The sequence below is a fragment of the Salinibacterium sp. ZJ70 genome (assembly GCF_011751865.2).
Classification (GTDB): Bacteria; Actinomycetota; Actinomycetes; order Actinomycetales; family Microbacteriaceae; genus Homoserinibacter.
On sequence record NZ_CP061770.1, the window covers coordinates 2275246 to 2299875 of the forward strand.

General features: G+C 67.3%; 20 protein-coding genes and 1 pseudogene. 9 read left to right on the forward strand and 12 right to left on the reverse strand.

The window, feature by feature from the left end; translation table 11 throughout:
* Positions 1–978, reverse strand: coding sequence for an NAD-dependent epimerase/dehydratase family protein (locus tag HCR12_RS10780; RefSeq protein WP_166866280.1), 978 nt, complete (start codon positions 976–978; stop codon positions 1–3).
* A 139-nt stretch (positions 979–1117) separates the two neighbouring features.
* Positions 1118–2893, reverse strand: a complete 1776-nt coding sequence (locus tag HCR12_RS10785) for an ABC transporter ATP-binding protein (protein ID WP_166866283.1) — start codon at positions 2891–2893, stop codon at positions 1118–1120.
* Positions 2894–3026: 133 nt separating this feature from the next.
* Here HCR12_RS10785 and HCR12_RS10790 point away from each other — a divergent pair, with 133 nt between their 5' ends.
* From HCR12_RS10790 to HCR12_RS10810, 5 genes and pseudogenes are all read left to right on the forward strand, one after another.
* Entirely contained in the window at positions 3027–4190 is a 1164-nt protein-coding gene (locus HCR12_RS10790) for a glycosyltransferase family 4 protein (RefSeq protein ID WP_166866285.1), read from the forward strand.
* 2 nt (positions 4191–4192) lie between these two features.
* On the forward strand, positions 4193–5350 hold the full coding sequence (locus HCR12_RS10795; protein WP_166866287.1) for a glycosyltransferase family 4 protein: 1158 nt from the start codon (positions 4193–4195) through the stop codon (positions 5348–5350).
* Between the two features lie 33 nt (positions 5351–5383).
* Positions 5384–6691: a nucleotide sugar dehydrogenase gene (locus HCR12_RS10800; protein WP_166866289.1), complete on the forward strand. Its 1308-nt coding sequence runs from the start codon at positions 5384–5386 to the stop codon at positions 6689–6691.
* A 16-nt stretch (positions 6692–6707) separates the two neighbouring features.
* Positions 6708–8588: an asparagine synthase (glutamine-hydrolyzing) gene (gene asnB / locus HCR12_RS10805; RefSeq protein WP_166866291.1), complete on the forward strand. Its 1881-nt coding sequence runs from the start codon at positions 6708–6710 to the stop codon at positions 8586–8588.
* A 177-nt stretch (positions 8589–8765) separates the two neighbouring features.
* A pseudogene (locus HCR12_RS10810) lies at positions 8766–9716 on the forward strand (IS481 family transposase).
* On the opposite strand, the gene HCR12_RS10815 reads toward HCR12_RS10810, so the two are convergent.
* The 10 genes from HCR12_RS10815 to HCR12_RS10860 form a co-directional block, all read right to left on the reverse strand.
* Positions 9639–11207, reverse strand: a complete 1569-nt coding sequence (locus HCR12_RS10815; protein ID WP_166866293.1) for a DUF2142 domain-containing protein — start codon at positions 11205–11207, stop codon at positions 9639–9641. The pseudogene HCR12_RS10810 and the gene HCR12_RS10815 sit on opposite strands and share 78 nt — an antisense overlap.
* A complete protein-coding gene (locus HCR12_RS10820) occupies positions 11194–11538 on the reverse strand; it encodes a DUF2304 domain-containing protein (RefSeq protein WP_166866295.1) in 345 nt (114 codons plus the stop codon). Before HCR12_RS10820 ends, HCR12_RS10815 begins: the two co-directional genes overlap by 14 nt.
* Entirely contained in the window at positions 11535–12278 is a 744-nt protein-coding gene (locus HCR12_RS10825) for a glycosyltransferase family 2 protein (RefSeq protein WP_166866297.1), read from the reverse strand. Before HCR12_RS10825 ends, HCR12_RS10820 begins: the two co-directional genes overlap by 4 nt.
* An 11-nt stretch (positions 12279–12289) precedes the next feature.
* A complete protein-coding gene (locus HCR12_RS10830) occupies positions 12290–13798 on the reverse strand; it encodes a DUF2142 domain-containing protein (RefSeq protein ID WP_166866299.1) in 1509 nt (502 codons plus the stop codon).
* 8 nt (positions 13799–13806) lie between these two features.
* Complete coding sequence (locus HCR12_RS10835; RefSeq protein ID WP_166866301.1) at positions 13807–15351, reverse strand: DUF2142 domain-containing protein; 1545 nt, start codon at positions 15349–15351, stop codon at positions 13807–13809.
* 86 nt (positions 15352–15437) lie between these two features.
* On the reverse strand, positions 15438–16697 hold the full coding sequence (locus HCR12_RS10840; protein WP_166866303.1) for a polysaccharide biosynthesis protein: 1260 nt from the start codon (positions 16695–16697) through the stop codon (positions 15438–15440).
* Positions 16694–18073, reverse strand: a complete 1380-nt coding sequence (locus HCR12_RS10845; protein ID WP_166866305.1) for a glycosyltransferase family 4 protein — start codon at positions 18071–18073, stop codon at positions 16694–16696. The genes HCR12_RS10840 and HCR12_RS10845 overlap by 4 nt, the downstream gene beginning before the upstream one ends.
* A complete protein-coding gene (gene rfbA, locus HCR12_RS10850) occupies positions 18070–18930 on the reverse strand; it encodes a glucose-1-phosphate thymidylyltransferase RfbA (RefSeq protein ID WP_166866307.1) in 861 nt (286 codons plus the stop codon). The genes HCR12_RS10845 and rfbA overlap by 4 nt, the downstream gene beginning before the upstream one ends.
* 1 nt (position 18931) lies before the next feature.
* Positions 18932–19537, reverse strand: coding sequence for a dTDP-4-dehydrorhamnose 3,5-epimerase family protein (locus tag HCR12_RS10855; protein ID WP_166866309.1), 606 nt, complete (start codon positions 19535–19537; stop codon positions 18932–18934).
* A gap of 35 nt (positions 19538–19572) precedes the next feature.
* Entirely contained in the window at positions 19573–20589 is a 1017-nt protein-coding gene (locus HCR12_RS10860) for a glycosyltransferase family 2 protein (RefSeq protein WP_166866311.1), read from the reverse strand.
* Positions 20590–20662: 73 nt separating this feature from the next.
* On the opposite strand from HCR12_RS10860, the gene HCR12_RS10865 reads away from it, so the two are divergent.
* From HCR12_RS10865 to HCR12_RS10880, 4 genes are all read left to right on the forward strand, one after another.
* Entirely contained in the window at positions 20663–21550 is an 888-nt protein-coding gene (locus tag HCR12_RS10865; RefSeq protein ID WP_191412334.1) for a glycosyltransferase family 2 protein, read from the forward strand.
* Positions 21551–21640: 90 nt separating this feature from the next.
* The gene (gene rfbB / locus HCR12_RS10870) at positions 21641–22642 is read left to right on the forward strand and encodes a dTDP-glucose 4,6-dehydratase (protein ID WP_166867380.1); all 1002 of its coding nucleotides are present in this window, start codon (positions 21641–21643) and stop codon (positions 22640–22642) included.
* Positions 22639–23490 (forward strand): dTDP-4-dehydrorhamnose reductase, encoded by an 852-nt coding sequence (gene rfbD / locus HCR12_RS10875; RefSeq protein WP_166866313.1) that lies wholly within the window; start codon positions 22639–22641, stop codon positions 23488–23490. The genes rfbB and rfbD overlap by 4 nt, the downstream gene beginning before the upstream one ends.
* Positions 23487–24593 (forward strand): glycosyltransferase family 4 protein, encoded by a 1107-nt coding sequence (locus HCR12_RS10880; protein WP_166866315.1) that lies wholly within the window; start codon positions 23487–23489, stop codon positions 24591–24593. Before rfbD ends, HCR12_RS10880 begins: the two co-directional genes overlap by 4 nt.
* The last annotated feature ends 37 nt before the right edge of the window (positions 24594–24630 follow it).

Below are 24630 nucleotides of genomic sequence, written 5' to 3' on the forward strand. Positions count from 1 at the left end.
TTACTCGGCGCCCGGGTTCGAGGCGCGCCAGTCGATGAGCGCCTGGAGCCCGTCACGCAGGGAGTCCTGGTAGTGGAAGCCCAGGTCACGCTCGGCCTTGTCGATCGAGCCGATTCGGTTCTGCACGAGTCGACGCGCGTCCTCCTCGCTGTACGGACGGTAGTCGACCGTGAGGTCGGAGCCCGTGAGCTCGAGGATGAGGTCGCAGAGCTCGCGGATGCTCGTCTGCACGCCGGTTCCGACGTTGTAGAACTCGTCGGCGATTTCGCTCTTGAGCGCCAGGACGTTGCAGCGCGCCACGTCGCGGGCGGTCACGAAGTCATACGCCTGCGAGCCGTCGCCGTTGATGACGGGGGGCTCGTTGGCCTCGATCTTGTTGAGCATGATCGGAATGACGCCCGTGTAGGCGGCCGTCTGGTCCTGGTGGGGGCCGTAGACGTTCATGTAGCGCAGGCCCACGTAGCTGAGGCCGTAGCGGTCGTTGAACGCGCGGGCCATCGCCTCGCCGGCGATCTTGGTAGCGCCGTAGAAGTTGCGGTTGTTGAAGGGGTGCTCTTCCGTCATCGGAACGGTGACGGCGTCGCCGTAGACGCTCGCCGAGCTCGAGAAGACGAGACGCTCGATGTCGTTGTTAACACAGGCCTCGAGGACGTTGAACACGCCCGCAACGTTGACATCGAACGCCGTACGCGGGTAATCCTTGCAGTGCAGCAGCCACATCGCGGCGAGGTCGATGACCCCATCGGCGTCCTTGAGTGCGGCGTTGAGGACATCGATCTCGCGGATGTCGCCGCCGTCGGGGAAGATGCTGCAGCGCGGGTCCTCGAGCATCTTCGCGATGTTCGAGCGCTTGCCGCGAGCGAAGTTGTCGTAGACCGTCACTCGCCCGACATCTGTCGCGAGAAGCTCCTCGACGACATGGCTGCCGATGAATCCTGCGCCGCCGATCACGACGATGTGCTTGCCTGCAATTTCCATTGGAGTCCATTTCTCGCGAGCTGAGGAGCCTGCGGTCGCGTTTGGCCGCGCGCTCGAAAAGCGGGGCTGCGGGCAGGCAAGCCACAATCCTAGGCCCAACGACTCGGGAGTTTCCTCCACGGGACGCGGCGGGTCGGTGTCAGACGAGGCCAGCCAGCTGCGCCTGCTTGGCGAAGTCCGGGTGCTGCTCCACCAGTTCGTCGAAGGTGCCTTCGCCCGCGACCACCCCGTCGCGCATGAAGAAGATGCGATCCGAGTGCATGATCGTGGCCAGACGGTGCGCGACGACGATCTTCGTGATCCCCTCAAGCCCCCGGATGGCTTCCGTCACCTGCGACTCGGTATGGGTGTCGAGTGCACTCGTGGCCTCGTCCATGACGAGTACGAACGGCTCGGAGTAGAGGGCACGGGCAATGCCGAGGCGCTGGCGCTGACCTCCAGAGAGTGAGAGGCCGCGCTCACCGACCCGAGACTGAAGCCCGCCCTCACGGGCCGACACCAGATCCCACAGGCGCGCACGCTCGAGAGCGAGTTGCACCCGCTGAGGGTCGTAGTCGTCGCCCCACGTGAGCGCCACATTCTGGGCGATGCTCGCGTCGAAGAGCGCGACTTCCTGCGGCACGTATCCCATCCGGGAGCGCCACGCAGTGCGCAGCTCCGTCAGCGGAATCCCGTCGATGCTGACCGTGCCCGCAGTGGGCTCCAGCAAGCTGAGGAGAAGATCGATCATCGTGGATTTGCCGGAGCCCGATGCCCCGACGAAGGCGACGGTGGATCCGAGAGGGATCTCGAGCGAGACGTTCTTCACTGCGGGCGTGGCATCAGGCGCATAGCTAAAGGTGACGTTCTTCAGCGTGATGGCGCGAGGGGACTCCGGCAACGAACGGACGGTGCGCTCGGTGACCTCCGCTTGTCCACGCTCAGCATCCTTCAGCTCAGCAAGCACCTGCTTCGGGAACTCGGAGATCGCGATCATGTGGGAGACAACGGTCTGAAAGCGAATGATCGAGGGCGCCACCCGGAACCCGGCGAGCGCGAACAGAGCGACCGCGGTGATCGCCTGCTCGAATCCTCCGAGAAGCAGGCCTGCTCCACCGACCACCACAAAGCCACCGATGAGTCCCGCCTCGAGCGCGTAGCGGGGAAGCTGCCCGAGGAAGTAGATGTTCGCGCGGGCGCGGGCGCTCATCGTTCGCGTGCGCTCGACGATATCGGCGACCTCGTTCTCCTTGTTACGGAGGGTCACCTCCTTCATCGCAGAGATGATCTCGAGGATGAGCCGGGAGGTGCGGATCGAGTTCTCGATGTTCACCTCGCCTGCTACGCGCGCGTGGCGGGCGATCCAGAAGTAGAGCACCGCACCGAGGAGGAGCAAATACACCAGTGTCGTCAGCGCCAGGAACGGCTGCACGACGCTCAGCGTGACCACGACGACCACCAGGCTGACCAGCTCGCTCAGCAGCGTGGCGCCAGGGAGGATGAAGCCGTTTACGGTGATGTCGACGCCACCGTCCGAGAACCGCATGATGTCGCTCGAGTTCTTCTTCAGACGATCGCGCCACGGTGCTCTGAGGTACGCACGGAGCAGCCGGTCGCCGATCGCGACCTCATATCGAGGGATTCGCCGAGTTGCCCACCAGGTGACGAGCGTCGCGAGCACGCCCTTCAGCACCATCAGCACGCAGATGACCGCGATCGCCCAGACGACTCCAGTGTCGTCGAGTTCACCGATGAGAGGAATCGTGACGGGGACACCAGCCGAGATTGGCGCGATGACGAGCGCCAGAAGACCGAGCGCGGCCGCGTCGAAAACGGCAAGCGAAGCAAGAAGCCACGAGTAGCGGAGCAGGAAGCTCCGCCCTCCCTCAGGGAAGACCTCGAGGACTTGCCGGTAGAGCGAGATCACGGACTTCACAGCGGCCCTCCAGAGTTGCTGAACCCGGCAATCCTACTCACCGCTGCCTGTGTGATCTCCGGCTGCCGCTCCCGGGGACGTCCCATCCCGCGGCGGTAGGGTGGGTTCGTCCCGACGAGGAGAGTACGTACGCATGCCCGAACCCGAGCCCGCCACCACCGCGCGCGGACGCATCCTCTGCATCTCGTTCTCGCCTCTGCGACAGGACGCGAGGGTGCAACGGCAGATCGGCGTTCTTCGTGATTTCGGCGACGTCACCACGATCGGATACGGCTCCGCGCCGGAGGGCGCCGTGGATCACATCGAGATCCCGACATCCGCCCCCTCTCTCCCGCAGACGCCGATCGGTGTCCTCCGTCTTGCCCTGCGCATGTACGCGACTCTCCCGCTCACCGCGCCGGGGGAGAAAGCCGCACTCGATAGGGCAGTCGGGCATGGGCCGTACGACCTCGTCGTGGCGAACGACGCCCGCGCACTCCCGCTCGCGCGTGCACTCGCCGGATCCGCGCCGATCCTCGCTGATCTGCACGAGTGGGCTCCCGAGGAGAACGCCACCAATCTGATCTGGCGCGTGCTCGTGAAGCCGTACATGACATGGCTTTGCAGGAGCCAGCTCCCTCACATGGCAGCCGTCACAACGGTCAACCAGTCGATTGCCGACCTTTATCAGCAGCGCTTCGGCGTGCGTGCGGCAGTTGTCCGCAATGCTGGCCAGTTCCGCGTTCTGTCCCCGTCCCCTGCTGAACCGGGTCGCGTGCGGCTGGTGCACAGCGGCATCGCAGTTCCCGGACGCAATGTCGAGGCTCTCATCGACGCGACGTTGGCGCTTCCAGCGCGATTCAGCCTGGATCTATATCTCATCGGCAGCGACGCGCAACTCGCGCAGCTGCGCGCGCGTGCCGGAGGCGATCCGCGCATCACCTTCCACGAGCCTGTCGCACCCGACGCTCTCCCCGCGACCCTCAACAAGTACGACCTCGGTGTCTTCCTCCTTCCGCCCCGCACCATCAATATGCGCCTGATGCTTCCCAACAAGTTCTTCGATTTCGTCCAGGCACGACTCGGTGTCGTGTTCGGCCCCGCACTCGAGACCGATCGGCTCATCCGCGAGCACGGTCTGGGCGTCGTTACGCGGGACTGGTCCGCCGAAGCGCTCGTCAGCTCCCTCGCGACGCTGTCGGACGACGACGTGGCCGGGTTCAAGGCAGCGTCACACGCATCCTCGACGGCGCTCAGCAACGGGACCGATATCGCGACGCTTCGCTCCGTCATCAGCGGACTCGTGAAGGCCGATTGAGAATGCGCGTCACCATCATCAGCCGCGTCTACGCACCCGAAGTGTCGGCTGCCTCGGGGATCCTCCAAAGCTGGGCAGAGGCGTTCCGCGATCGGGGCGCCGAGGTCACTGTCGTGACGGCGAAGCCTCCGAAGGGCATACCGCTGTCTGATCCCGAGGGGATCACTGTACGGCGCGCGCCAGTCATCCGCGACCGGCAGCAGTACGTGCGGGGCTATCTCTCATACATGAGCTTCGATATCCCCCTTGCTTTCCGTCTCCTCTTCTCGCGTCGCTCCGATCTGTACGTCGTCGAGCCGCCGCCCACGACGGTCGCCGTCGTGCGGGTGATCGCGGCCCTCAAGCGCACACCGTACGTCGTCGACGCCGCAGACCTGTGGTCGGATGCCGCAGCGATGGCGACCGACTCACGCATCGTGCTCACCCTGCTCCGGTGGATCGAGCGCTGGGGACTGCGCGGCGCCCGACATCTCTTCGCGGCCCATCAGCCTCTCGTCGACCGTTTCCGCGATGTCGGAATCGACACTCCCGCTACCCCCATCGGGTTCGGCGCAGACACCCGCGTCTTCCATTACGCGCCGCAGCCGCCGCCCGCGCACCCGACCTTCGTGTACGCGGGGACGCACTCCGAATGGCACGGCGCAGGCATCTTCGTGGACGCTTTCGCGAACGTCCTCGAGGAATCCCCCTCCGCCCGCCTCGTCTTCATCGGCAACGGACAGGACCGGGAGGCACTGGAGTCTCGAGCGGTCGAGCTCGACATCGCGGACTCCGTCGACTTCCACGCGCCCATCCATCCCGCCGCACTGGCTCCGATCCTCGCTGGCGCGACCGCCTCACTCGCGAGCCTCAAGCCAAAGCAAGGCTACGACTACGCGTTCACCACCAAGGTCTACTCCTCTTTGGCGGCCGGGTGCCCGGTGATCTTCGCCGGGGTGGGGCCCACCGTCCCCTTCCTGCGAGATTCGGGGAATCCGGACGTCGGGGTCGCCGTCGAATACGCTGTGACTCCTGTCGCGCAGGCGATGCTAGCCGCCGCGCGGGCTCCCCTCGCCCCGAACGCACGCTCGGCGCTGAGCTCTTGGGCGAGCGAACGGTACTCACTGACCGCACTCGCGAGCAGGGTGGCCGACAGCAGCCTCGAAGCCATCCGACGATAGGATTTCCCTCATGACCCGCCGACTGGAGAACGCATGAAGATCGCCGTAATCGCCCTCGGAAAGATCGGCCTGCCCCTGGCTGTCCAGTTTGCGAGCAAGGGGCACGATGTGGTGGGTGTCGACGTCAACCAGAACGTCGTCGATCTCATCAACCAGGGAATCGAGCCTTTCCCCGGCGAAGCCGAACTGCAGGAGCGACTTCAGGAGCTCGTGGCAGCGGGCCGTCTGCGTGCGACCACCGACTATGGCGATGCAGTGCCCCACGCAGACGCCATCGTCCTGGTCGTGCCGCTGTTCGTCGACGAGCAGACAGCGAAGCCCGACTTCGGATGGATGGACGGCGCGACCCGCTCGCTCGCCGCACACCTCACCCCGGGCACCCTTGTCTCCTATGAGACCACGCTACCCGTGGGGACGACGCGTACGCGCTGGAAGCCGATGCTCGAAGAGGTCTCTGGGCTTGTCGAGGGACGCGACTTCCACCTGGTCTTCTCCCCGGAGCGCGTCCTCACGGGCCGCATCTTCGCCGACCTGCGCAAGTACCCGAAGCTCGTCGGAGGCCTGTCCCCCGCCGGAGCTGCGCAAGCTGTCGAGTTCTACAAGGCTGTGCTCGACTTCGATGAGCGCCCTGACCTGCCTCGTCCCAACGGGGTGTGGGATCTCGGCTCCGCGGAGGCTGCTGAGCTCGCGAAGCTTGCCGAGACCACGTACCGCGACGTCAACATCGGCCTCGCGAACCAGTTCGCTCGCTTCGCCGGCGCGAACGGCATCGACATCTATCAAGTTATCGAGGCCTCGAATTCACAGCCGTACAGCCACATTCACCAGCCTGGAATCGCGGTGGGGGGCCACTGCATCCCCGTCTACCCCCGTCTCTACCTCTGGAACGACCCGGACGCGACGGTCGTGCGGGCAGCACGTGAGGCGAACGCGGGCATGCCTGACTATGCGGTGACTCTCCTCGAAGGCGCGTACGGCGATCTGACGGGCGCCCGAGTTGTCGTTCTCGGCGCCGCCTACCGCGGCGGAGTGAAGGAGACCGCGTTCTCCGGGGTCTTCGCGACCGTCGCCGGACTCAACGCACGAGGTGCCACGGTGACAGTCCATGACCCGCTGTACACACCTGAGGAGCTCGAGCGCTTGGGCTTCACGCCGCACCACATGGGGGATGCCGCCGACGCGATCGTCGTACAGGCCGACCACCCGGAGTACCGCGAACTCACGGCGTCGGACATCCCCGGCGTCCGAGCCATCGTCGATGGTCGCCGTGCGCTGAACGCGGACAGCTGGCCAGATGCGGTCTACCGTGTGATCGGCACCTCGCCGACCACCGCCTCCTGACCGGCGCGGCGCACCCATGTGCGGCATAGCAGGAGGCTGGGCCCGCGTCGGGAGCTCCGGGGACAGCGCGCGGCTGCGTGCAGGTCTCGACGCGATCAGGCATCGCGGACCTGATGACCTCGGAGAGTTTCACTGGGAGGACCCGGTCTCCGGCGCGCGCGTCGACCTCGGGCTGACGCGCCTCGCGATTCTGGATCTGAGCTCGGCAGGTCATCAGCCGATGACGCTTCCCGACAACCGGTTCACGATCAGCTTCAACGGCGAGATCACCAACTACGTCGAGATCCGGCAGGAGCTCATCGACCTGGGCGAGCACTTCAGCTCGCGCACCGACACCGAAGTGTTGCTCAAAGCCTGGGCGCGTTGGGGCCGCGCCGCGCTCGATCGGCTCGAGGGCATGTTCGCATTCGCGGTGCTCGACACCCGCGAAGGCACTCTCACCCTCGTTCGCGACCCGTTCGGCATCAAGCCGTTGTTCTATGCGCTCACCTCCGATCGACTCGTTTTCAACAGCGAGCTCGCAGGGCTGACCGCATCGCTCGGGAGAACCCCGCGACTCGACTGGCAGACGGCCGTCGACTACCTGCAGTGGGGATCATACGACCACACTTCGGCCACCTTCCTCTCTGGCGTCAAGCAGCTGCGCCCTGGGCACCTTCTGGTGCTCGATGTAGGGACAGGCGCGACCGGGGGGCCAGAGCGTTACTGGTGGCCCGACGTGCAGACGAGCTTCGACGGTTCCTATGGCGACGGAGTGGAACGCGTCCGCTCGATGTTCCTTGAATCGGTGAATCGCAACCTGCGCAGCGATGTTCCCCTGGGAATCGCGCTCTCTGGGGGCATCGATTCGTCAGCGATCGTGGGTGCTGTGCGCCGCCTCGAGCCCGACCTGCCGATTCAGGCTTTCAGCTTCATCGCACCCGGCTTCGCGCGTTCAGAGCACGAGTGGATCGAGCGCGTCGCCACGAGCCTGCGAGCGACCTCGCACACCGTGCAGGCCTCCCCCGAGGACCTCGAACACGATCTCGATGACTTGATCCAGTCTCAGGGCGAGCCTTTCGGGTCCACAAGCATCTACGCGCAGTATCGCGTGTTCCGTCTCGCACGCGAGCACGGCGTGGTGGTCACACTCGACGGACAGGGCGGCGACGAGCTCTTCGCCGGATACTCCGGCTACCCCGCCCAGCGTATGCACACCCTCATCGAGTCGGGGAGATGGGCGACGGCCGCCAAATATGCGGGTGCCTGGGCGACCTGGCCCGATCGCAGTCTCGGGTTCATGGCAGTGGAGACCGCCGCGCAGTTCGCACCGTTGCGTACACGGCACGCTGTGCGCCGCCCGTTGCGTTCCCCACTGCTGGACTATCGGGCACTTGCGGAGCGAGGCGTGGATCTCGGCTTCCCCGCAGTCGGGGCCGAACCCATTCGCCGCGAGCGGCTCAAGACGCATCTGCGCTCGACGATGACGGGCTACGGCCTCCCTGCGCTGCTGCGCCACGGCGACCGCAACTCGATGCGGTTCTCGATCGAGAGTCGTGTCCCCTTCCTTGACCGAAGACTCGCAGAGTTTCTGATGACCGTCCCCGAGGACTGGCTGACGGGCCCTGACGGAACGTCGAAGCGGATCCTCCGTGACGCAGTGCGCGGCCTGGTCGGTGACGAGATCATCGATCGGCGCGACAAGGTGGGCTTCGAGACCCCGGAGAACGACTGGCTGTCTCGGCTCGGCTCCCGCACCGTCGACCGCGAACACCCGATCGGGTTCCTTCGGGCGGGTCGCAGCGACACGCTCACGGGCGGCCTGCGGGAGGCTGAGATCCGTTGGGGAGGCCGCTCACATTGGCGCCTCATCAACCTCCGCCGCTGGGTGGCGCTCAACGGAGTCGACGCGAGCTGATCGACAGTGATCATGTTCGGCCGCTGCTCGGCCGACGATGTGCCTCAGCCTTCGACCGTCTGACGGTCCCGCGCGCCCCCTAGCTGTACTGAGCCGGATCGTTGTTGACGTAGGGGAGACCTCCGGGGTCGAGTTGGAGCTGTCTAGTTCTTCGACTCGGAGCAACGGAGGTCTCTCGTGTCTCACGCTAATACCGGGCTTACTCCGGCTCGCAGGTTGATCATGGTTCAGCGCATCGAATCCGGGCGTGCGGTCGCGCGTGTCGCGTCGGAGATGGGCCTCTCGCGCACGACGGCGTGGCGGTGGTGGCGGCGTTTTCGCGACCGAGGGCGGGCGGGACCGGTCGACCGGTCCAATGTTGCCCGGTCGCATCCGCGGCGGACCGGGCCGTGCCTGCAGACGCGGGTGTGGATCATGCGGCATCTCACCCGCCGCGGGCCGGTGTTCATCGCTGGCAGGCTCGGGATGCAGGCGTCGACTGTCGGTCGTGTGTTGCGCCGTCATCGGGCGCCGCTGCTGCGTGAGCTGGACCCGCTCAGCGGGCTCAGGATCCGCGCCACCCGTAACTCCGCGCAACGCTATGAACACGATCAGCCCCGCTCGCTTATCCACGTCGATGTCAAGAAACTCGGCCGCATCACGGACGCGGTGAGCACCCCAACCGGAAACGAGGGCTCGGCTACGACTACGTCCACACCGTCATCGACGACCAGTCCCGGTCGCCTACGCCGAGATCCATGACGACGAGAAAGGCACCACTGCCGCCGGTGTGCTGGAACGGGCCATCGCGTTCTATGCGCGCCTCGAAGTGAGGATTGAGCGCGTCATCAGCGACAACGCGTTCGCCTACCGCCACTCGACCGCATTCCGCAGCGTCATCGACGCGCACGGCATCCAGCACAAGTCCATCCGCCCGCACTGCCCCTGGGGACCAACGGCGAGGTCGAACGCCTAAACCGCACCCTCGCCACTGAATGGGCCTACGCCCGATCCTGGACCACGAACACCGACCGGGCCGCAGCCTTGCCCGGATGGGTTGACTCCTACAACCTAGACAGGCGCCACCTCGGCGTCGGAGGCCAACCCCCCATCGACCGAATCAACAACGGTCGAGGTCAGTCCACCTAGCACCCGCAGTACCGTGATGATCAGTGCGATGAAGATGGCGGATCCGCCCACCCAGACCGACATCGGCCCGAACGCGACGCCTGTCCACCACCACTCGGCGCCGGCGTCGAGGTTCGTTCCCTGCGCGTCGGCACCCGTGACGTACCGACGGATGTTCACCTGAAGAGCGACGAGATGCGCGACAGCGAGGGCACCTCCGATGACGACGAGCTGGGCGCGTGTGAAGGTAATGCGGCTCGGACCGGGGGTGGTCAGCATCACGAGTGCGAACAACACGATCAGCGGGAACAGGTAACGCGGTTGAAGCTGCTCGCCGACCTGGTTGCCTCCGACAGTCAGCACGTACACAGGCAGGACGACGAGCACGGCGAAGACACCCGACGCCGCGATGAGCTTCCGACGATCCATCCGTCCGAGCCCTGTGAAGACAACGACGACGAACGCGGCAACTGCCGCCCAGGGCACGATTGCGGGAAGGCTGGTGTCGAACCATCCGAGGCCCCATGTTCCCCACACACCCGTCCAGAGGAACGGGAGCATGAGGAGGTTGTAGGCCAGAAGCGCGAAGCCGGAGTGCCCAGGCGTCTCATCTCCCCCTGTCAGCTGTCCCGTCGGGTCGCCGCCTCCTGGGCTGAAGCCGACCGCGCCGACGCCGGACTGCGACGCTGTCAGGAAGAAGACGATCGCAAGGGTGATACCCACAGCAGGCAACAGCGCACGCTTGGCCGCCTCGCGCGTGAGCGGGGCCGCGATGATCATCGCGGTGACCGTCGCCCCGACCGCATAGACCGCGGCGTCGCCCCGCGACCCGGCCGCCATCGTCATCCCGACGAGGTACATGGCGCCCAGTACCCAGCGGCGACGACCATCCGTCTCATACCAGCCGAGCATGGCGAGGAACGCGGTCGCAACTCCCATCGTCGCCCAACCGCTCGGGTTGTTGGAGGCGATGATGAACATCCCGAATGGCACAAGTGTGACGAGCCACGCCCAGAGGAGTGTCTGCCTGCGACGCGGGGGAAGCAGCCACCAGAGCGCGGTTGCGATTCCGACGAAGATGGCCGCGTTGACCATGCGCATCACCAGTGCGCTGACCTGAAGATCGTCACCTGCGAGCAGCCGCATCGCCGAGTAGTAGACAGGCGGGTATTCGCCGGAGAAGTTCCCCCGGGTGGTCTCGAAGAAATCATCGTCGGCCCAGAGCTGTTCCTGACATGCGGCGCTCGCATCGCCATTCTGCGCGTAGCAGTCGACGTGCTTGAACTCCGTCGGCAGTATGCGAGTGTTCTCGTCAGAACCGGGCTGGCACTGCTCGCTGCCGCCGTTGGCACACCAGATGCTCACCAGGTGGTAATCGTCATCGGGCCCTGCTCCGATGGGCGACGCGAAAGCCCACGCTCCGAGCGCGAGGAAGGCGAACAGCGGCACGAAGAGTCGCCGTAGCAGAGTCGCACGCGGAACCGCAGTGCGACTCACATCAGATGTCGTCACGGGACTCGCGCTTCTCGAGTTCGAGCGCCAGTTGCTGGAGCGCCTGGCGCAACTCGTCGCGCGTTCGCGCGAGCTCAAGAGTGATCTGCATGAGGAGCAGGAACACTACGAAGAAGGCACCGACGAACAGCAGGTTGATGGGCTGCTCTATGCCGAAGAAACGACTCACTGCGTCGAGCAGACCGGGCCACGCGGACAGGACGATCGCCACCACCACAGCGGCCAGCCAGACGACCGCATACTTCTCTGGCAGCACATAGGAGCGCAGCAGGAGAATCACCGAGATGAGGAATACGACGGCGAGGGCGATGGCCAGGATCTGAGGAGTCACGAGACTTCACCTGCGTCATTGCGCGCCGCCATCTGGCGGAGCTGGGGCGGAACGCTGCGGATCCCTGCGAGAACAAGGATGAACAGAATGCGGGCCGTGTGGAGCATAGCCCGTAGAGCCGACTGCGAGGGATTGCCGCCGGCGCGTGCGTTCATGCCCACCGGAACCTCACTGACACGAAGCCCTTGACGGGTCACGAGCACGATCGACTCGACGGTGTCGCCCAGCCACTCGACAGGGTAATGCTGCGCGAACACGCGCAGCGCGCGTGGACCTGCCGCGCGGAAGCCACTCGTGGCGTCTGTGAGCTTCGTCCGCGCATACAACGAGACCACCCACGCGATGACCCGCTGGATTCCTCGGCGAGCGGCCGACGAGCGGTAGTCACCGACACCGGCGTAGCGACTGCCGATGACGACATCGGCATCCTCGAGCGCGTCGATCAGCTCCGCAATGTGCTCAGGGCGGTGTTGCCCGTCGCCGTCGAACTGGACCACAGCCTCGTAGCCGTTCTGCGCGGCGAATCTGAACGCGGTGCCCATGGCGGCACCCACCCCGAGGTTGATGGCGTGTGACAGCACCCGTGCGCCAGCGGCACGGGCAATACGGGAAGTGTCGTCTCGAGAACCGTCATCCACCACGACGACGTCATCGAGTGGATGGACCTTCGAGAGCGACTCGAGGACCGATCCGATGGCCGCTTCCTCATTGAGCGCCGGAATCGCGACGAGATACCTCACAACGACCCAGCCTAGGCCAGCTGCCGCTCATAGTCTGCCACTCGATCAAGGGCTAGACGGGGCATTCGGAGGGCGAGGAGCACAAGAAGTCCCGTATAGGCGATCGCTCCCGTCGCCCAGATAGCCATCGGTCCGACCGGGATATCCCACCACCACTCGGGCGACGCATCGAGATCAAGGCCCCCCACTCCTGCGCCCGTGAGGTAGCGGCGGATGTTCATATGCAACGCGACCGCGTGCGCGACGCTCAGCACGGACGCGACGATCAGAAGCTGCGCACGGGTCCATGCGATCACAGGCGCACCGAGGGCCAGGAGGCCGCCGAGCATCACGATGAGGGGAAGCAGATACCGAGGCTGAACCTGCTCACCCACGATGTGCCCCCCTTGCTGAAGCACGTACACCGGCAGAATCGTCAGCACGAGCACCGTCGCGGCGACAATGATGGACTTGCGCGGATTGAGCTGACCGATGCCGAGGAACCCAGCCAGCGCGAAAGCAGCGACGGCGCAGACGATGACCACCGCCGGCATGGCCGTATCGAGCCACCCCAGACCCCACTCCCCGAATGCGCCGAGCCACAGCAGTGGCACGTTCAGCAGGTTGTACGCGAGCTGAGCGAAACCATTCATCGGTTGCAGGTCTCCCGAGCCCCGTCCTCCGCTCATCGGGGCCATGTCGGTCATACCCTGCACCGAGCCCGCCTGCCTCGACGCGAGCAGAAACGCGAGAGCGACGAGTCCCATCACTGCGGGAAGGATCGCCTGGATGAAGTAGCTCTTCTGCCGCCGGAACGTGAACACGAGCACGAGCGCCGTCGCGAACCCGACATACACCGCGGCGTCTCCACGACTTCCGGCCGCCATCACCACAGCGAGCGCATACAGGGCTCCGAGAGCGATCCGGCGTCGACCTGTCGTCTCGAAGTAGCCGAGAAGAGCGATCCACGCCGTTCCGACGCCGATGACCGCCCACGCGCTCGGGTTGTTGGAGGCGAGGATGAAGACGCCGAGTGGGATGGTCGTGATGACCCAGCCGATCAGGAGCGTCGATCGACGAGCCACCGGCAGCAGCAGGTACAGCGCGGTCATCATGGACACGAACAGCACGATCGTGAAGATGCGCATCGCCAAGGCGGACGCCTGGATGTCGAGGCTCGTGAAGAGGCCCGTCACGGCGTGGTAGACCGGGGGATACTCCCGGGTGAAGTTGCCGCGATCCGTCGCGACGACCGAGTCGAGAAGATCGTCCGAGAACAGCTCGTCCTGGCATGCCGCGCTCTCGGTGGCGTCTCGCGCGAAGCACGAGATGTCCACGAGTGCGCGGGGCACCAGGTGGACGCCGTCGCCCTCGTCGGGAGCAGACGCACAGGTCTCGCTCGCGGTCGGGCCGGCGCACCATGAACTCACCAGGTGGTAGTCATCGTCCGGCCCGGCTCCGATCGGCGAGGCGAAGGCCCACGAGACGAGCGCGACGAACGCGAGCACCGGCGCAAGCGCCATCACGGGGATCCGTCTCATCGCACGCTTCATCGACGCACCTCCTGCAGGTCGAGCGCGTCGGCGAGCTGTTCGACGACGTCCTCACGTTGTTCGAACGCGCGCTCACGTCGCTCGAGCTCGACAGCGTGATCTCGCCCGAGCGTGAGGACGAGAAGAACGGCGAAGCTCAGCGAGCCGAGCACCCACACGGTGAGCGGCGATGCGAATCCGCTCCACCACCACTCGATGCTTCCGTCGAGATCGACCCCGAGGTCGTCGAACCCGGTCACATAGCGCGACAGCTGCAGGAAGAGAGCCACCGCGTGCGCCATCGCGAGCGAACCGATGACGATGAGCCGTTGCGGCCGGCTGAACGTGATCGACTTTCCCTCGGGCACCCAGAAGAGCACGCCCGCGAACAGGACGATGAGGGGAAGGAGGTAGCGCGGCTGGAGGTTCTCGCCCACCGCCTCGCCCGCCGCGACCAGCACGGCCGTCGGGAAGGCGAGAAGGACGATGACGCCTCCGCCGAGAACGAGCGCCTTGCGCACATCCGCGCGGGTCCCGGCAGTGAGACCGGCGCCGAGGAAGCATGAGAGCGCCGCAACCCAGACCAGCGCCGGCATTGCGGTGTCGACCCACCCGAGCCCCCAGCCCCTGCCGAAGACGCCCATCCACAGACCGGGGATGTCGAACAGCGTCGGGATCACCCGTGAGAAGACTGAGACGACGGGGCTGTCTTCTCCTCCCCCGCCACCTCCGCTGGGAAGGCCCTGCGTGATGGCTTCTGGGGGCCGCGACACCCGGAATGCGAATGCGCAGTAGATGACAGCCGCCAGCGGGAGGATGGACTCCAGCAGGTATCGCCGACTCCGGCGGACCGTCAGCACGATCGTCGCGACGATGGCGAGTGCCATGTACATCGACGCGTCTCCTCGCGAGCCGGTCGCCATGATGACGGAGAGCGCGAACAGGGCTGCGAGCCCGACCTTGCGCCACCCCTGGGATTCGAAGAATCCGGCGAGGGCCAGCCATCCGAATCCGACTCCGGCGATCGCCCACGTGCTGGGGTTCACCGAAGCCACGATGAAGAGACCGATGGGGACCATGGTGACCGCCCAGCTCCACACGAGCGTGGGGCGCCGATGCGGGGGGAGCAGATAGAAGAGCGCACTCGCCAACGCGGTGAAGATGATCGAGATCGCCACACGCATCGTCAGGACCGACACTTCGATGTGATCGCCGACGAACAGGCTCAGGACGCTGTGGAAGAGGGGCGGGTAGCCGCCGTAGAAGTTGCCGCGCTCCGTCTCGGAGTCAGGCGCACCGGTGAAGTCGATCCCCCGCTGGCATGCGGCGCTCGTGTCGGAGTCGAACGCGAAGCAGGCGACCTCGAGCAGCGCCTCGGGCACCGTGGCTGAGTCCTCGTCTGCGCTCATCTCGCACGCCGCAGGATCCTCCGTCTCGCACCAGATGCTCACGAGGTGATAGTCCTCGTCCGGAGACGACCCCACCGGGGAGGAGAACGCCCACGCGATGAGAGTGAGGAGGAGAAGTGCCGGCGCGAGAAGGATGAGTCGTCGGGAGGTCACGAATCTCTGCACTCGTCTCGCCACCGAATCCACGGTAGACGGGCTTCCCGAGAATTCGCCTGAGGCGCGTCAGCGGGGGACGGATGTCATGACGAAGACGAGGAGCGGCGGAGCAGCCCGAGCAGCAGCAGCCCTTGCCCGACCCCGGAGGCGAGTTCCGCGATCCCGAGTCCCCATGCGGCGCCAGCCGCACCCCACAGCGTGCCGCCAGCGAGCAGTCCGGCGACACCCAGGCCGGAGGCCGCGAGCACGCAGAACATGAAGGTGCGACGTGCACCCAGCGTGATGAGTCCGATCCGGCCGCACGCGGTCCCGAGCGCGATGCCGAGGGTCGCGACTCCGAAGCCGAGCGCGGTCGGCAGGTCGATTGCGACCGATTCGCCGAAAAGCAGGCGCGTGAGCCATGGCCCCAGCGTCGCGAAGGCCAGCAGTCCGGCCGTACCGAGCCCTGCGTGGAGAATGACGGCGACCCGGATCCGGTGCACGAGGAGCGCTGGCTCGCGGAGCCCTTCCGCCACCCAACCCTGAAGCGCGTTTCCGAGTGAGGACACCGCGTACTGGCCGATGCGGTAGGTCTTGTCGCCGGAGACGTAGGCTGCGGCCTGCATGACGGGAGCCACGGCAGCCACGAGCGTGACAGCGAGCGCGTTATACGCCCCGGCTGCCGACTCCGCGACGATCGCCGGGGGGTGCGCGCGAAGCACCCCGGCGACCTCAGCTCGCGACACCGAGATGAGTTCGCTACCCGCGATGCGCACATAGACCCACGCCGGGCCGGCGATCATCGCGACGGCGAGGAGGAGCGGATACCAGATCGCTCCCCCACCGCTCAGAAGCACGACCGTGGCGGCGAGAGAGGCCAGCATGCGCGGCACCACCTCCGCGGCGAGGATCGGCAGAGCTCGGCCGACGCCGATCCAGTACCAGGTCGGCGAGAGCGCAGCGGCGCTCATGACGATCGCCATCGCGACCGCTTCGCCGCGGTGGCTCGCAGGCGCCACCAGGTACGCGATGAACGCCGCGGCGATGGCTGCGACGATCCACACCGGCACGCGAGCGTGCAGGCTCGTCGCCACGATCCGGCGCCGGTCCAGCGCGTGCGCGAGCGCCACCCGCGGAGGAGCGAGCGTGGGGTAGCCGAGTCCTGCGACAAGCGCGGCAAACCCGCCGATCGACTGTCCGAGTGCGATCGCGACCCAGGCGTCCGCGCCTGCGACGCGCGCGAGGGCGGGCAGGAAGAGGAATGGCGCGAGCAGAGAGAGGAACGGGATACCGGCGAACGCCAGTATGCGGCGCATGAGCCCTTGCGCGCCGCCCGCAGGAGGCGGAGTGACCGCCTCCGTCATCGACGCCTCAGCCGACCGCGCACGCGGCGGGCGAGCTCGCCGATGCCGCCGTGGCGCAGATGATGCCAGGCCATCCTCAGATCGTGGGCGAGACCCGGGCGACCCTCCGGCTCCGCGCGCAGGCCCGACGCCGCGGCGAGCGCCGCGCGAGAACCCGCGACCTCCACATCGGCCGCTCGTCGCGGCTGGGCCGCGATCGCGAGCAGCGGAGCCATGGCACGCTCCCACACGAAGCGCTCGCGCACCTCGGCCACACGCTCCCGCGCAGCCGCCGCGAATTCGGCGTCGTAGAGGACCTTTTCGAGCGCGTCCGCGAGCGCCTGAACGTCGTTCGCCGGCACGACCACGCCGAGCGACTCCTCAGCGACGAGGTCAGCGAAGGAGTCCCCCTCGGTCACGACCATGGGAAGCCCCGCCCACAGGTAGTCGAGGATGCGGGTGCGGAACGAGAACTCCGTCTCGATGTGCGTGTGGTGGGTCGAGACGCCCGCGTCGGCCTCCGTGAGATGGTTCTGCCGCTCGTCGTAGGGGATCCATCCCTCGTTGAAGATCACTTCCCGACCGAGCACGCCCAGTTCGGTCGCGAGATCGATCGACTCCTTGACGATTCCCATCGGCGCGACGCCCGGATGCTTCGTGCCGAGGAACACGAGCCGCGTCTGCGGGCGACGCTCAGCGAGCGACGCGACGGCCCGGATCAGAGTCTGGGGGTCGAACCAGCTGTACAGGCCGCCGCCCCACACGACGATGCGGTCGTCGGCGGCGAGATTCGGCACCACGCCGCGCAGCACGTCGCGCTCGTGGCGCGGCGGCACGCTCTCGAGGCCGAAGGGAGCGAGCGCGATGAGGCGCTCGAGATGCGGGTCGTCCTCGTACGTGACGGGCGAGATCCGGCCGAGCGCGGCGAGTTGGCCGAGGTAGAAGAGCCGCTGGCGCGGCGACGCGCACAGGATGAGGTCAGCGCGCGACAGCTGCTGGTTGAGCAGCGCCGTCCGCGAGCGGACGAGCATCTCCCAGGTGGCGCGGGGCTGCTCCCGCCCCTGCTCGAGCATCTCGAGGTGCATGGGGTCGTAGCAGTCGGCGACGACGACCCGGTCGGTCTCCGCGAGCGCTGGGAACTGCTCCATCGCATGACCCTGGAAGACGATGACATCCGTCTCGCGTTCGAGCTCCGCGAAGGCCGCGGCATCCCCTGGCCGCAGCGACAGCATCCGATAAGGCCCCGGCTCCGCCTCCGCCTCGAGCGTCGATGTCGTGGCGAGCACCACCTCGTGCCCCGCATCTCCCAGGACACGAGCCATCGAGCGGGCGCGGATCGCCGGCCCCGCCATCCGGGCGCCCAGCTCTCCGCCCGTGATGACGAGGACACGTGTCATGACACAAGCCCCAGCAGGTAGCTTCCGTAGCCGGACTTCACGAGCGGTGCCGCGAGGGCTCGCAGCTCGTCGTCGTCGATCCAGCCGTTGCGCCAGGCGATCTCCTCGATGCAGCCGATCTTGACGCCCTGTCGGTCCTCGATGACGCGCACGAACTCGGTGGCCTGCACCATCGACTCGATCGTGCCGGTGTCGAGCCACGCGGTGCCGCGGTCGAGCACGACGACCTGCAGTCGCCCCTCACGCAGGTAGCGGTCGTTGATCGAGCTGATCTCGAGCTCGCCGCGCGCGCTGGGGGTGATCGACGCCGCGATCTCGACCACATCGTTGTCGTAGAAGTAGAGTCCGGGAACCGCGTAGCGGCTCTTGGGCTCGAGCGGCTTCTCCTCGATGGAGATCGCGCGGCCGTCCTGGTCGAACTCGACGACGCCGTAGGCGCTCGGGTCGCGCACCTGATAGGCGAAGACGAGGCCCCCGTCGACGTCGTTGTGCCCCACGAGGCTGCTGCTGAGGGTGTCGCCGTGGAAGATGTTGTCGCCGAGGACGAGCGCGACCTTCTCGTCGCCGATGAAGTCCTTGCCGATGATGAAGGCCTGGGCGAGCCCTTCGGGCTTCGGCTGCGCGGCGTACTCGAGGCGGATGCCGAGATCGCTGCCGTCGCCGAGGAGGCGGCGGAAGGCGTCCTGGTCCTCCGGTGTCGTGATCACGAGGACCTCGCGGATGCCCGCACTCATGAGCGTCGCCAGCGGGTAGTAGACCATCGGCTTGTCGTAGATGGGCATGAGCTGCTTCGAGATGCCCTTGGTGATGGGCCAGAGCCGTGTGCCGCTTCCGCCGGCGAGGATGATGCCGCGCATGTCAGTCTCTCCATTCCCTGCCGGCGTACGTGCGTACGTCCTCCCAGAGGGGGAGTGCACCGGCGGCGAGCGCCTCGGCAAGTGTCGGGGCCTGGCGGTCCTTCTCGGAGACGATGACCTCGGCGAGGTCGATCGGCAGCTCGAGACCGAGGGCAGGGTCGAGCGGGGAGATGCCGTGCTCGCGCCCCGGGCTGAACGTGCTCGAGACGAGGTAGCTCACCGTCGTGTCGTCCTCGAGGGCGATGAACGCGTGGCCGAGTCCCTCGGCGAGGTACACCGCACGGCGGTCGACGGTGTCGAGCAGTACAGACTCCACGCGTCCGAAGGTCGGCGAGCCGACGCGGATGTCGACGATGATGTCGAGAGCAGCACCACGCGTCGCGGTGACGTGCTTCGCCTGTCCGGGCGGGACGTCGGCGTAGTGCACGCCGCGCAGCACCCCGCGCTTCGAGACGGAAGTGTTCGCCTGACGCAACCCGATGCCCACGCCGAACTGCTCGTCGAGGAGATCACCCCGGTACCACTCGAGGAAGACACCGCGGTCGTCCTCCCACTGTCGAGGGGTCAGCTCATATGCGCCAGCGATGCCGAGAGGCCGAATTTCCACCCGCACAGCATACCGACGGCCCGCTGAGTGGCACTTCAGACAGGCTGGACCAGGTCGCGCAGCACGTCTTGCGCGCCGAGCCCGAACTCGCGATAGCGCCCAGTGCGCCACTCCCGCAGCACGGGCACCACTCGAGCAAGCCGGACCGCCGGCAGGCGCTCGCGAGCCAGCTCGTGTGAGAGCTTCTCGCGCGCGGAGGCCAGGTGCTCTGCAGGGATCCGGTCACCGAACTCCTCGACGCGCGTGACGAGGGATCGAGCACGCCGGACGAGCCTCTCATTCCGCTGCGTGCGGGGCTCTCGAAGACGGGCGACGCGCGTCGACCAGTCGAGCTTGCGCGCCCCGATCTGATTGCGCCCGTGCTGTCGATAGTCGACGACGCTCTCCCGGACGACGACTGTGCGCCCGAGCGCACCGGCGACGACCGCCATCCACTCGTCATGGATCCAGCCGTCGGGGATCGGGAGCGCCGCCCGCACCAGTTCTCGTGTCACGGCGGCGGTCGCGCCCGTCACGAGGTTGCGGCGCAGCAGCGCATCGAAGCCGCGGCCCGCATCGATCTCGGCGAGCTCGCTCTCCCGCACCCCCAGCGCCTCGAAGAGCGTCACTCCGAGCGGTTCGCCCGCGGCGTCCACCAGGCGGGCGTCCGCATGCATGAGCCCCGCGTCGGGGTGCGCGGCGAGCGCCGCGAGGCTCACGGCGATGCGCTCGGAAACCCAGCGGTCGTCCTGGTCGGAGAGCACGATCACGTCCCCCGTTGCGGCGGCGAGCGCCCGCGCGAAGTTGCCGGCGACGCCGAACGGCTCCGGATGCTCGGCCGGGTCCCGCGTCAGGATGCGGAGTTCGAGCGGCGCTCCCCCGGAGCGGTGGTGCTCGTCGACGAGCTCGCGGACGATCGAGAGCGTCGCGTCGCGCGACGCATCATCGCCCACCACGAGCTCGTGAGGAGGCACGGTCTGGCTGAGGATCGACGCAACCTGCTCGGCCACGAACTCGGCTCCCTGGTAGGTGCACATCACCACGGAGATGCGCGGGGAGTCGCTCAGAACCATGCCTCGGATGCTACCCGCCCTCGCGATCGCGTCGGAGCAGGCGTCCAGCGCGCACGAGTACGATGGGCGGGCCATGACCGACGAGACGACAACCACGCCTCCCCGCCTGGGAGTGGTGACGGTGAGCTACGGATCGGACGACGTGCTGCCCGGGCTGCTTGCCAGCATTCCTGCGGCAGCAGGCGGCGCTGACGCTGTGGTGGTCGTCGTCGACAATCTGCCGTCGGAGGGCGACTCCGAGGGCATCGCCCGCCGCTTCGGCGCGACGTATGTGCCCCTTCCGGAGAACCCCGGCTATGGCGGTGCCATGAACGCCGGAGTCGCGATGCTCCCGGCGAGCGTCGAGTGGGTGCTGATCGTGAACCCCGATGTCGCCCTCGACGCAGGCTCCATCGCCGCGCTCGTCGCATACGGCGCGGCGCATCCGGATGCGGGGTCCGTCGGGCCGCTCGTGCGCAACCCCGACGGCACCGCCTACCCGTCCGCTCGAGCTGTGCCGTCGCTGCGCACCGGAGTCGGCCACGCGCTGATCGGGCCGGTCTGGGCGGGCAATCCGTGGACGCGCGCCTACCGCAAGGACAGCACCGAGACGCCCGCACTCCGCGACGCCGGCTGGCTCTCAGGCGCCTGCGTCCTGGTCCGACGACGGGTGTTCGACGAGATCGGCGGATTCGACGAAGGCTATTTCATGTACTTCGAAGACGTCGATCTGGGCGCGCGGATCGGTCGAGCGGGTTACAGGAACGTGTACGAGCCTGCGGCGGCGGTCACGCACGAGGGCGGCCATTCCACCGGCCGCGCTTCGGAGCGCATGATCATCGCGCATCACGACAGCGCTCGACGATTCCTGTCGAAGAAGTATCCGGGGCCGCTTCTGTGGCCCATCCGGGCGTCCCTGTCGCTCGGGTTGCGGATGCGGGGAGCGCTCGCGATTCGGCGAGCTCGCCGCGCGTCGAACTGACCACGACGACGTCGACCCCAGCCCGTCGGTTCGACCGACGACCGAGTGCCCACAGATCATCGGGAGCCTCGGCGTCCTAGAATTGCTGACATCATGCGAATCCTCGTCACCGGCGGCGCCGGTTTCATCGGCTCGAACTTCGTGCACCACCTCATCGAGCACACCGGCCACACGGTGACCGTGCTCGACAAGCTCACCTACGCCGGCAACCTCGCCTCGCTCGAGGGCCTGCCCGAGGACCGCTTCACGTTCGTGAAGGGCGACATCGCCGATGCCGAGCTCGTCGACCGCCTCTTCGGCGAGCATGACGCCGTCGTGCACTACGCGGCCGAGAGCCACAACGACAACTCGCTGAACGACCCGAGCCCGTTCCTGCACACCAACATCGTCGGCACGTACACGCTCCTCGAGGCAGCACGCAAGCACGACATCCGCCTGCACCACATCTCGACCGACGAGGTCTACGGCGACCTCGAGCTCGATGACCCGGAGCGCTTCACCGAGTCGACGCCCTACAACCCCTCGAGCCCCTACTCGTCGACGAAGGCCGGCAGCGACCTCCTCGTGCGCGCGTGGGTGCGTTCGTTCGGCGTGAAGGCCACGATCTCGAACTGCTCGAACAACTACGGGCCCTACCAGCACGTCGAGAAGTTCATCCCGCGTCAGATCACGAATGTGCTGCGCGGCGAGCGTCCCAAGCTCTACGGAACGGGCGAGAACGTGCGCGACTGGATCCACGCGGACGACCACTCCTCGGCCGTGCTCACGATCCTCGAGAAGGGCGTGATCGGCGAGACGTACCTCATCGGCGCCGACGGGGAGAAGAACAACAAGGAGGTCGTGGAGCTGATTCTCACCGAGCTCGGTCGGCCCTCCGACGCGTACGACCTCGTGACCGACCGCCCTGGCCACGACCTGCGTTACGCCATCGACTCCACGAAGCTGCGCACGGAGCTCGGCTGGCAGCCGCGCTACGCCGACTTCGAGGCCGGCCTCGCGTCGACCATCGCCTGGTACCGCGACAACGAAGCGTGGTGGGCGCCGCAGAAGGACGAGACCGAGGCGAAGTACCGCGCAGCGGGGCAGGCGTGACACGCTACCTGATCGCAGGCGCGGGCGGCATGCTCGGCCACGATCTGCGTCGCGCCCTCGACGGCCGCGACGTCGTGGCCCTCACACGCACCGATCTCGACATCACCGACGCGCACGCCGTGTCGGAGGCGGTCGCGGGAGCCGATGTCGTGATCAACGCCGCCGCGTACACCGCGGTCGATGCAGCCGAGTCGGATGAGGACGCCGCGTACGCGATCAATGCGACGGGCGCCGAGAACCTGGCGAAAGCCGCGGCGGCGGCAGGGGCCCGCATGGTGCAGGTCTCGACGGACTACGTGTTCCGCGGCAACGCGACGACGCCGTACGACGAGGACGCGCTGCTCGACCCGCTCGGCGCCTACGGACGCACCAAGGCGGCTGGCGAGCGCCTCGTGCGCGCCGCGCACCCGGGAGCGCACATCGTGCGCACGGCGTGGCTGTACGGCGAGAACGGCGGCAACTTCGCCCACACGATGCTGAAGCTCGCTGCGAACCGCGACACCGTGAGCGTCGTGACGGATCAGGTGGGTCAGCCCACGTGGACGGGTGACCTCGCGTCCGCGATCGTCTCGCTGCTCGACGCCGACGCCCCGGCCGGGAGCTACCACGGCACCAACGGAGGGCAGGCGAGCTGGTTCGACTTCGCTCGCGCCGTCTTCGAGGTGGCGGGCCTCGACCCTGAGCGGGTGCTGCCGACCGACAGCAGCGCCTTCGTGCGCCCCGCTCCGCGTCCGTCATATTCGGTGCTGGGCCACAGCGCCTGGAACCGTGCGGGCCTCACTGCTCCGCGCCACTGGCGCGACGCCCTGCAGGCCGCATATGCCTCGGGAGCTCTGGACATCGAGTGACGACACTGCGCGTGACGCTCGACGCGCTGGCGGACTCCCCCGCCGGCGGGGCGTCGCGCTACGCGGGTGAGCTCGCGCGCGGGCTGATCGCGACCGCCCCTGACGGCGCCGTCGTCATCGGCGTCGTGCCCTCCTCGCCTCAGGCCGCGTACGACCGGATCGAGTCGAAGCTCCCAGGGCTCGCGCGCCTGGAGAAGAGCGTTCTCGCCCAGCGCGAGCTCGAAGCGCTCTGGCGGGCGGGATTCGGTCGATCGGCGGGCGCCGGAATGATGCACGCCACCTCGCTGCTCGCGCCGCTGGGTCCACACGACCGCGTCCACCGCCCCAGCGACCAAGTCGCCGTGACGATCCATGACGCCATCGCGTGGACACATCCGGAGCTCGTCCCTGCCCGCCGCGGAGCGTGGATCCGAGCCATGGCACGACGCGCGGAACGCCACGCTGATGCCGTCGTCGTGCCGAGCCACTCCGTCGCGGATGCTCTCGCCGGGCACATCGCGATCGGCGATCGCATCCGCGTCATCCCGGGGGCGCCGAGCCCGTCGCTCATCCCCGGCGACGATGCAGAGGCTCGTCGTCAGAAGCTCGACCTGCCCGATCGCTACGTGCTCACCATCGCGGGCGACCCTGCACGCAACGACCTCGCCTCACTCGTCGATGCCGCTGGCGTCGCCGGCATGCCTCTCGTCATCGCAGGAGCTGTGCCCCCGGAGCTGCGCGAGCACGTCGAGCGCACGCCGACAGCGGACGTCCGGCTCCTCGGCAACCTCCACGACACCGATCTCGGCGTCGTCTACCACCACGCCCACGCCTATGTGCAGCCGAGCATCGCCGCCGGGCTCGGGCTCGCGGTCATCGAGGCACTCGGATTCGGACTGCCCGTCATCCACACCGACCTTCCCGTTCTGGAGGAGATCACCGCAGACGCGGCGCTCATCGTGCCGCTCGAGGGTGAGGGGTTCGCGTCACGCCTCGCGGAGGCGATCAGGTCTCTCGACGACCCGACGACCGAGCAGCTGAGCATCGCGTCCGGCGATCGAGCGCGTGCGTTCAGCTGGCGCGACTCGGCCGCGAAGGTCTGGCAGCTGCACGCCGACCTCTGACGCCGAACGCCCGGCCGCGTCCGAACCTGCCGGACGC

Coding starts and splice junctions, on each gene's coding strand:
- HCR12_RS10780 (WP_166866280.1), bottom strand. CDS start 978: ATGGAAATTGCAGGCAAGCACATCGTCGTGATCGGCGGCGCAGGATTC.
- HCR12_RS10790 (WP_166866285.1), top strand. CDS start 3,027: ATGCCCGAACCCGAGCCCGCCACCACCGCGCGCGGACGCATCCTCTGC.
- HCR12_RS10795 (WP_166866287.1), top strand. CDS start 4,193: ATGCGCGTCACCATCATCAGCCGCGTCTACGCACCCGAAGTGTCGGCT.
- HCR12_RS10800 (WP_166866289.1), top strand. CDS start 5,384: ATGAAGATCGCCGTAATCGCCCTCGGAAAGATCGGCCTGCCCCTGGCT.
- asnB (WP_166866291.1), top strand. CDS start 6,708: ATGTGCGGCATAGCAGGAGGCTGGGCCCGCGTCGGGAGCTCCGGGGAC.
- HCR12_RS10830 (WP_166866299.1), bottom strand. CDS start 13,798: ATGAGACGGATCCCCGTGATGGCGCTTGCGCCGGTGCTCGCGTTCGTC.
- HCR12_RS10840 (WP_166866303.1), bottom strand. CDS start 16,697: ATGACGGAGGCGGTCACTCCGCCTCCTGCGGGCGGCGCGCAAGGGCTC.
- HCR12_RS10845 (WP_166866305.1), bottom strand. CDS start 18,073: ATGACACGTGTCCTCGTCATCACGGGCGGAGAGCTGGGCGCCCGGATG.
- rfbA (WP_166866307.1), bottom strand. CDS start 18,930: ATGCGCGGCATCATCCTCGCCGGCGGAAGCGGCACACGGCTCTGGCCC.
- HCR12_RS10860 (WP_166866311.1), bottom strand. CDS start 20,589: ATGGTTCTGAGCGACTCCCCGCGCATCTCCGTGGTGATGTGCACCTAC.
- HCR12_RS10865 (WP_191412334.1), top strand. CDS start 20,663: ATGACCGACGAGACGACAACCACGCCTCCCCGCCTGGGAGTGGTGACG.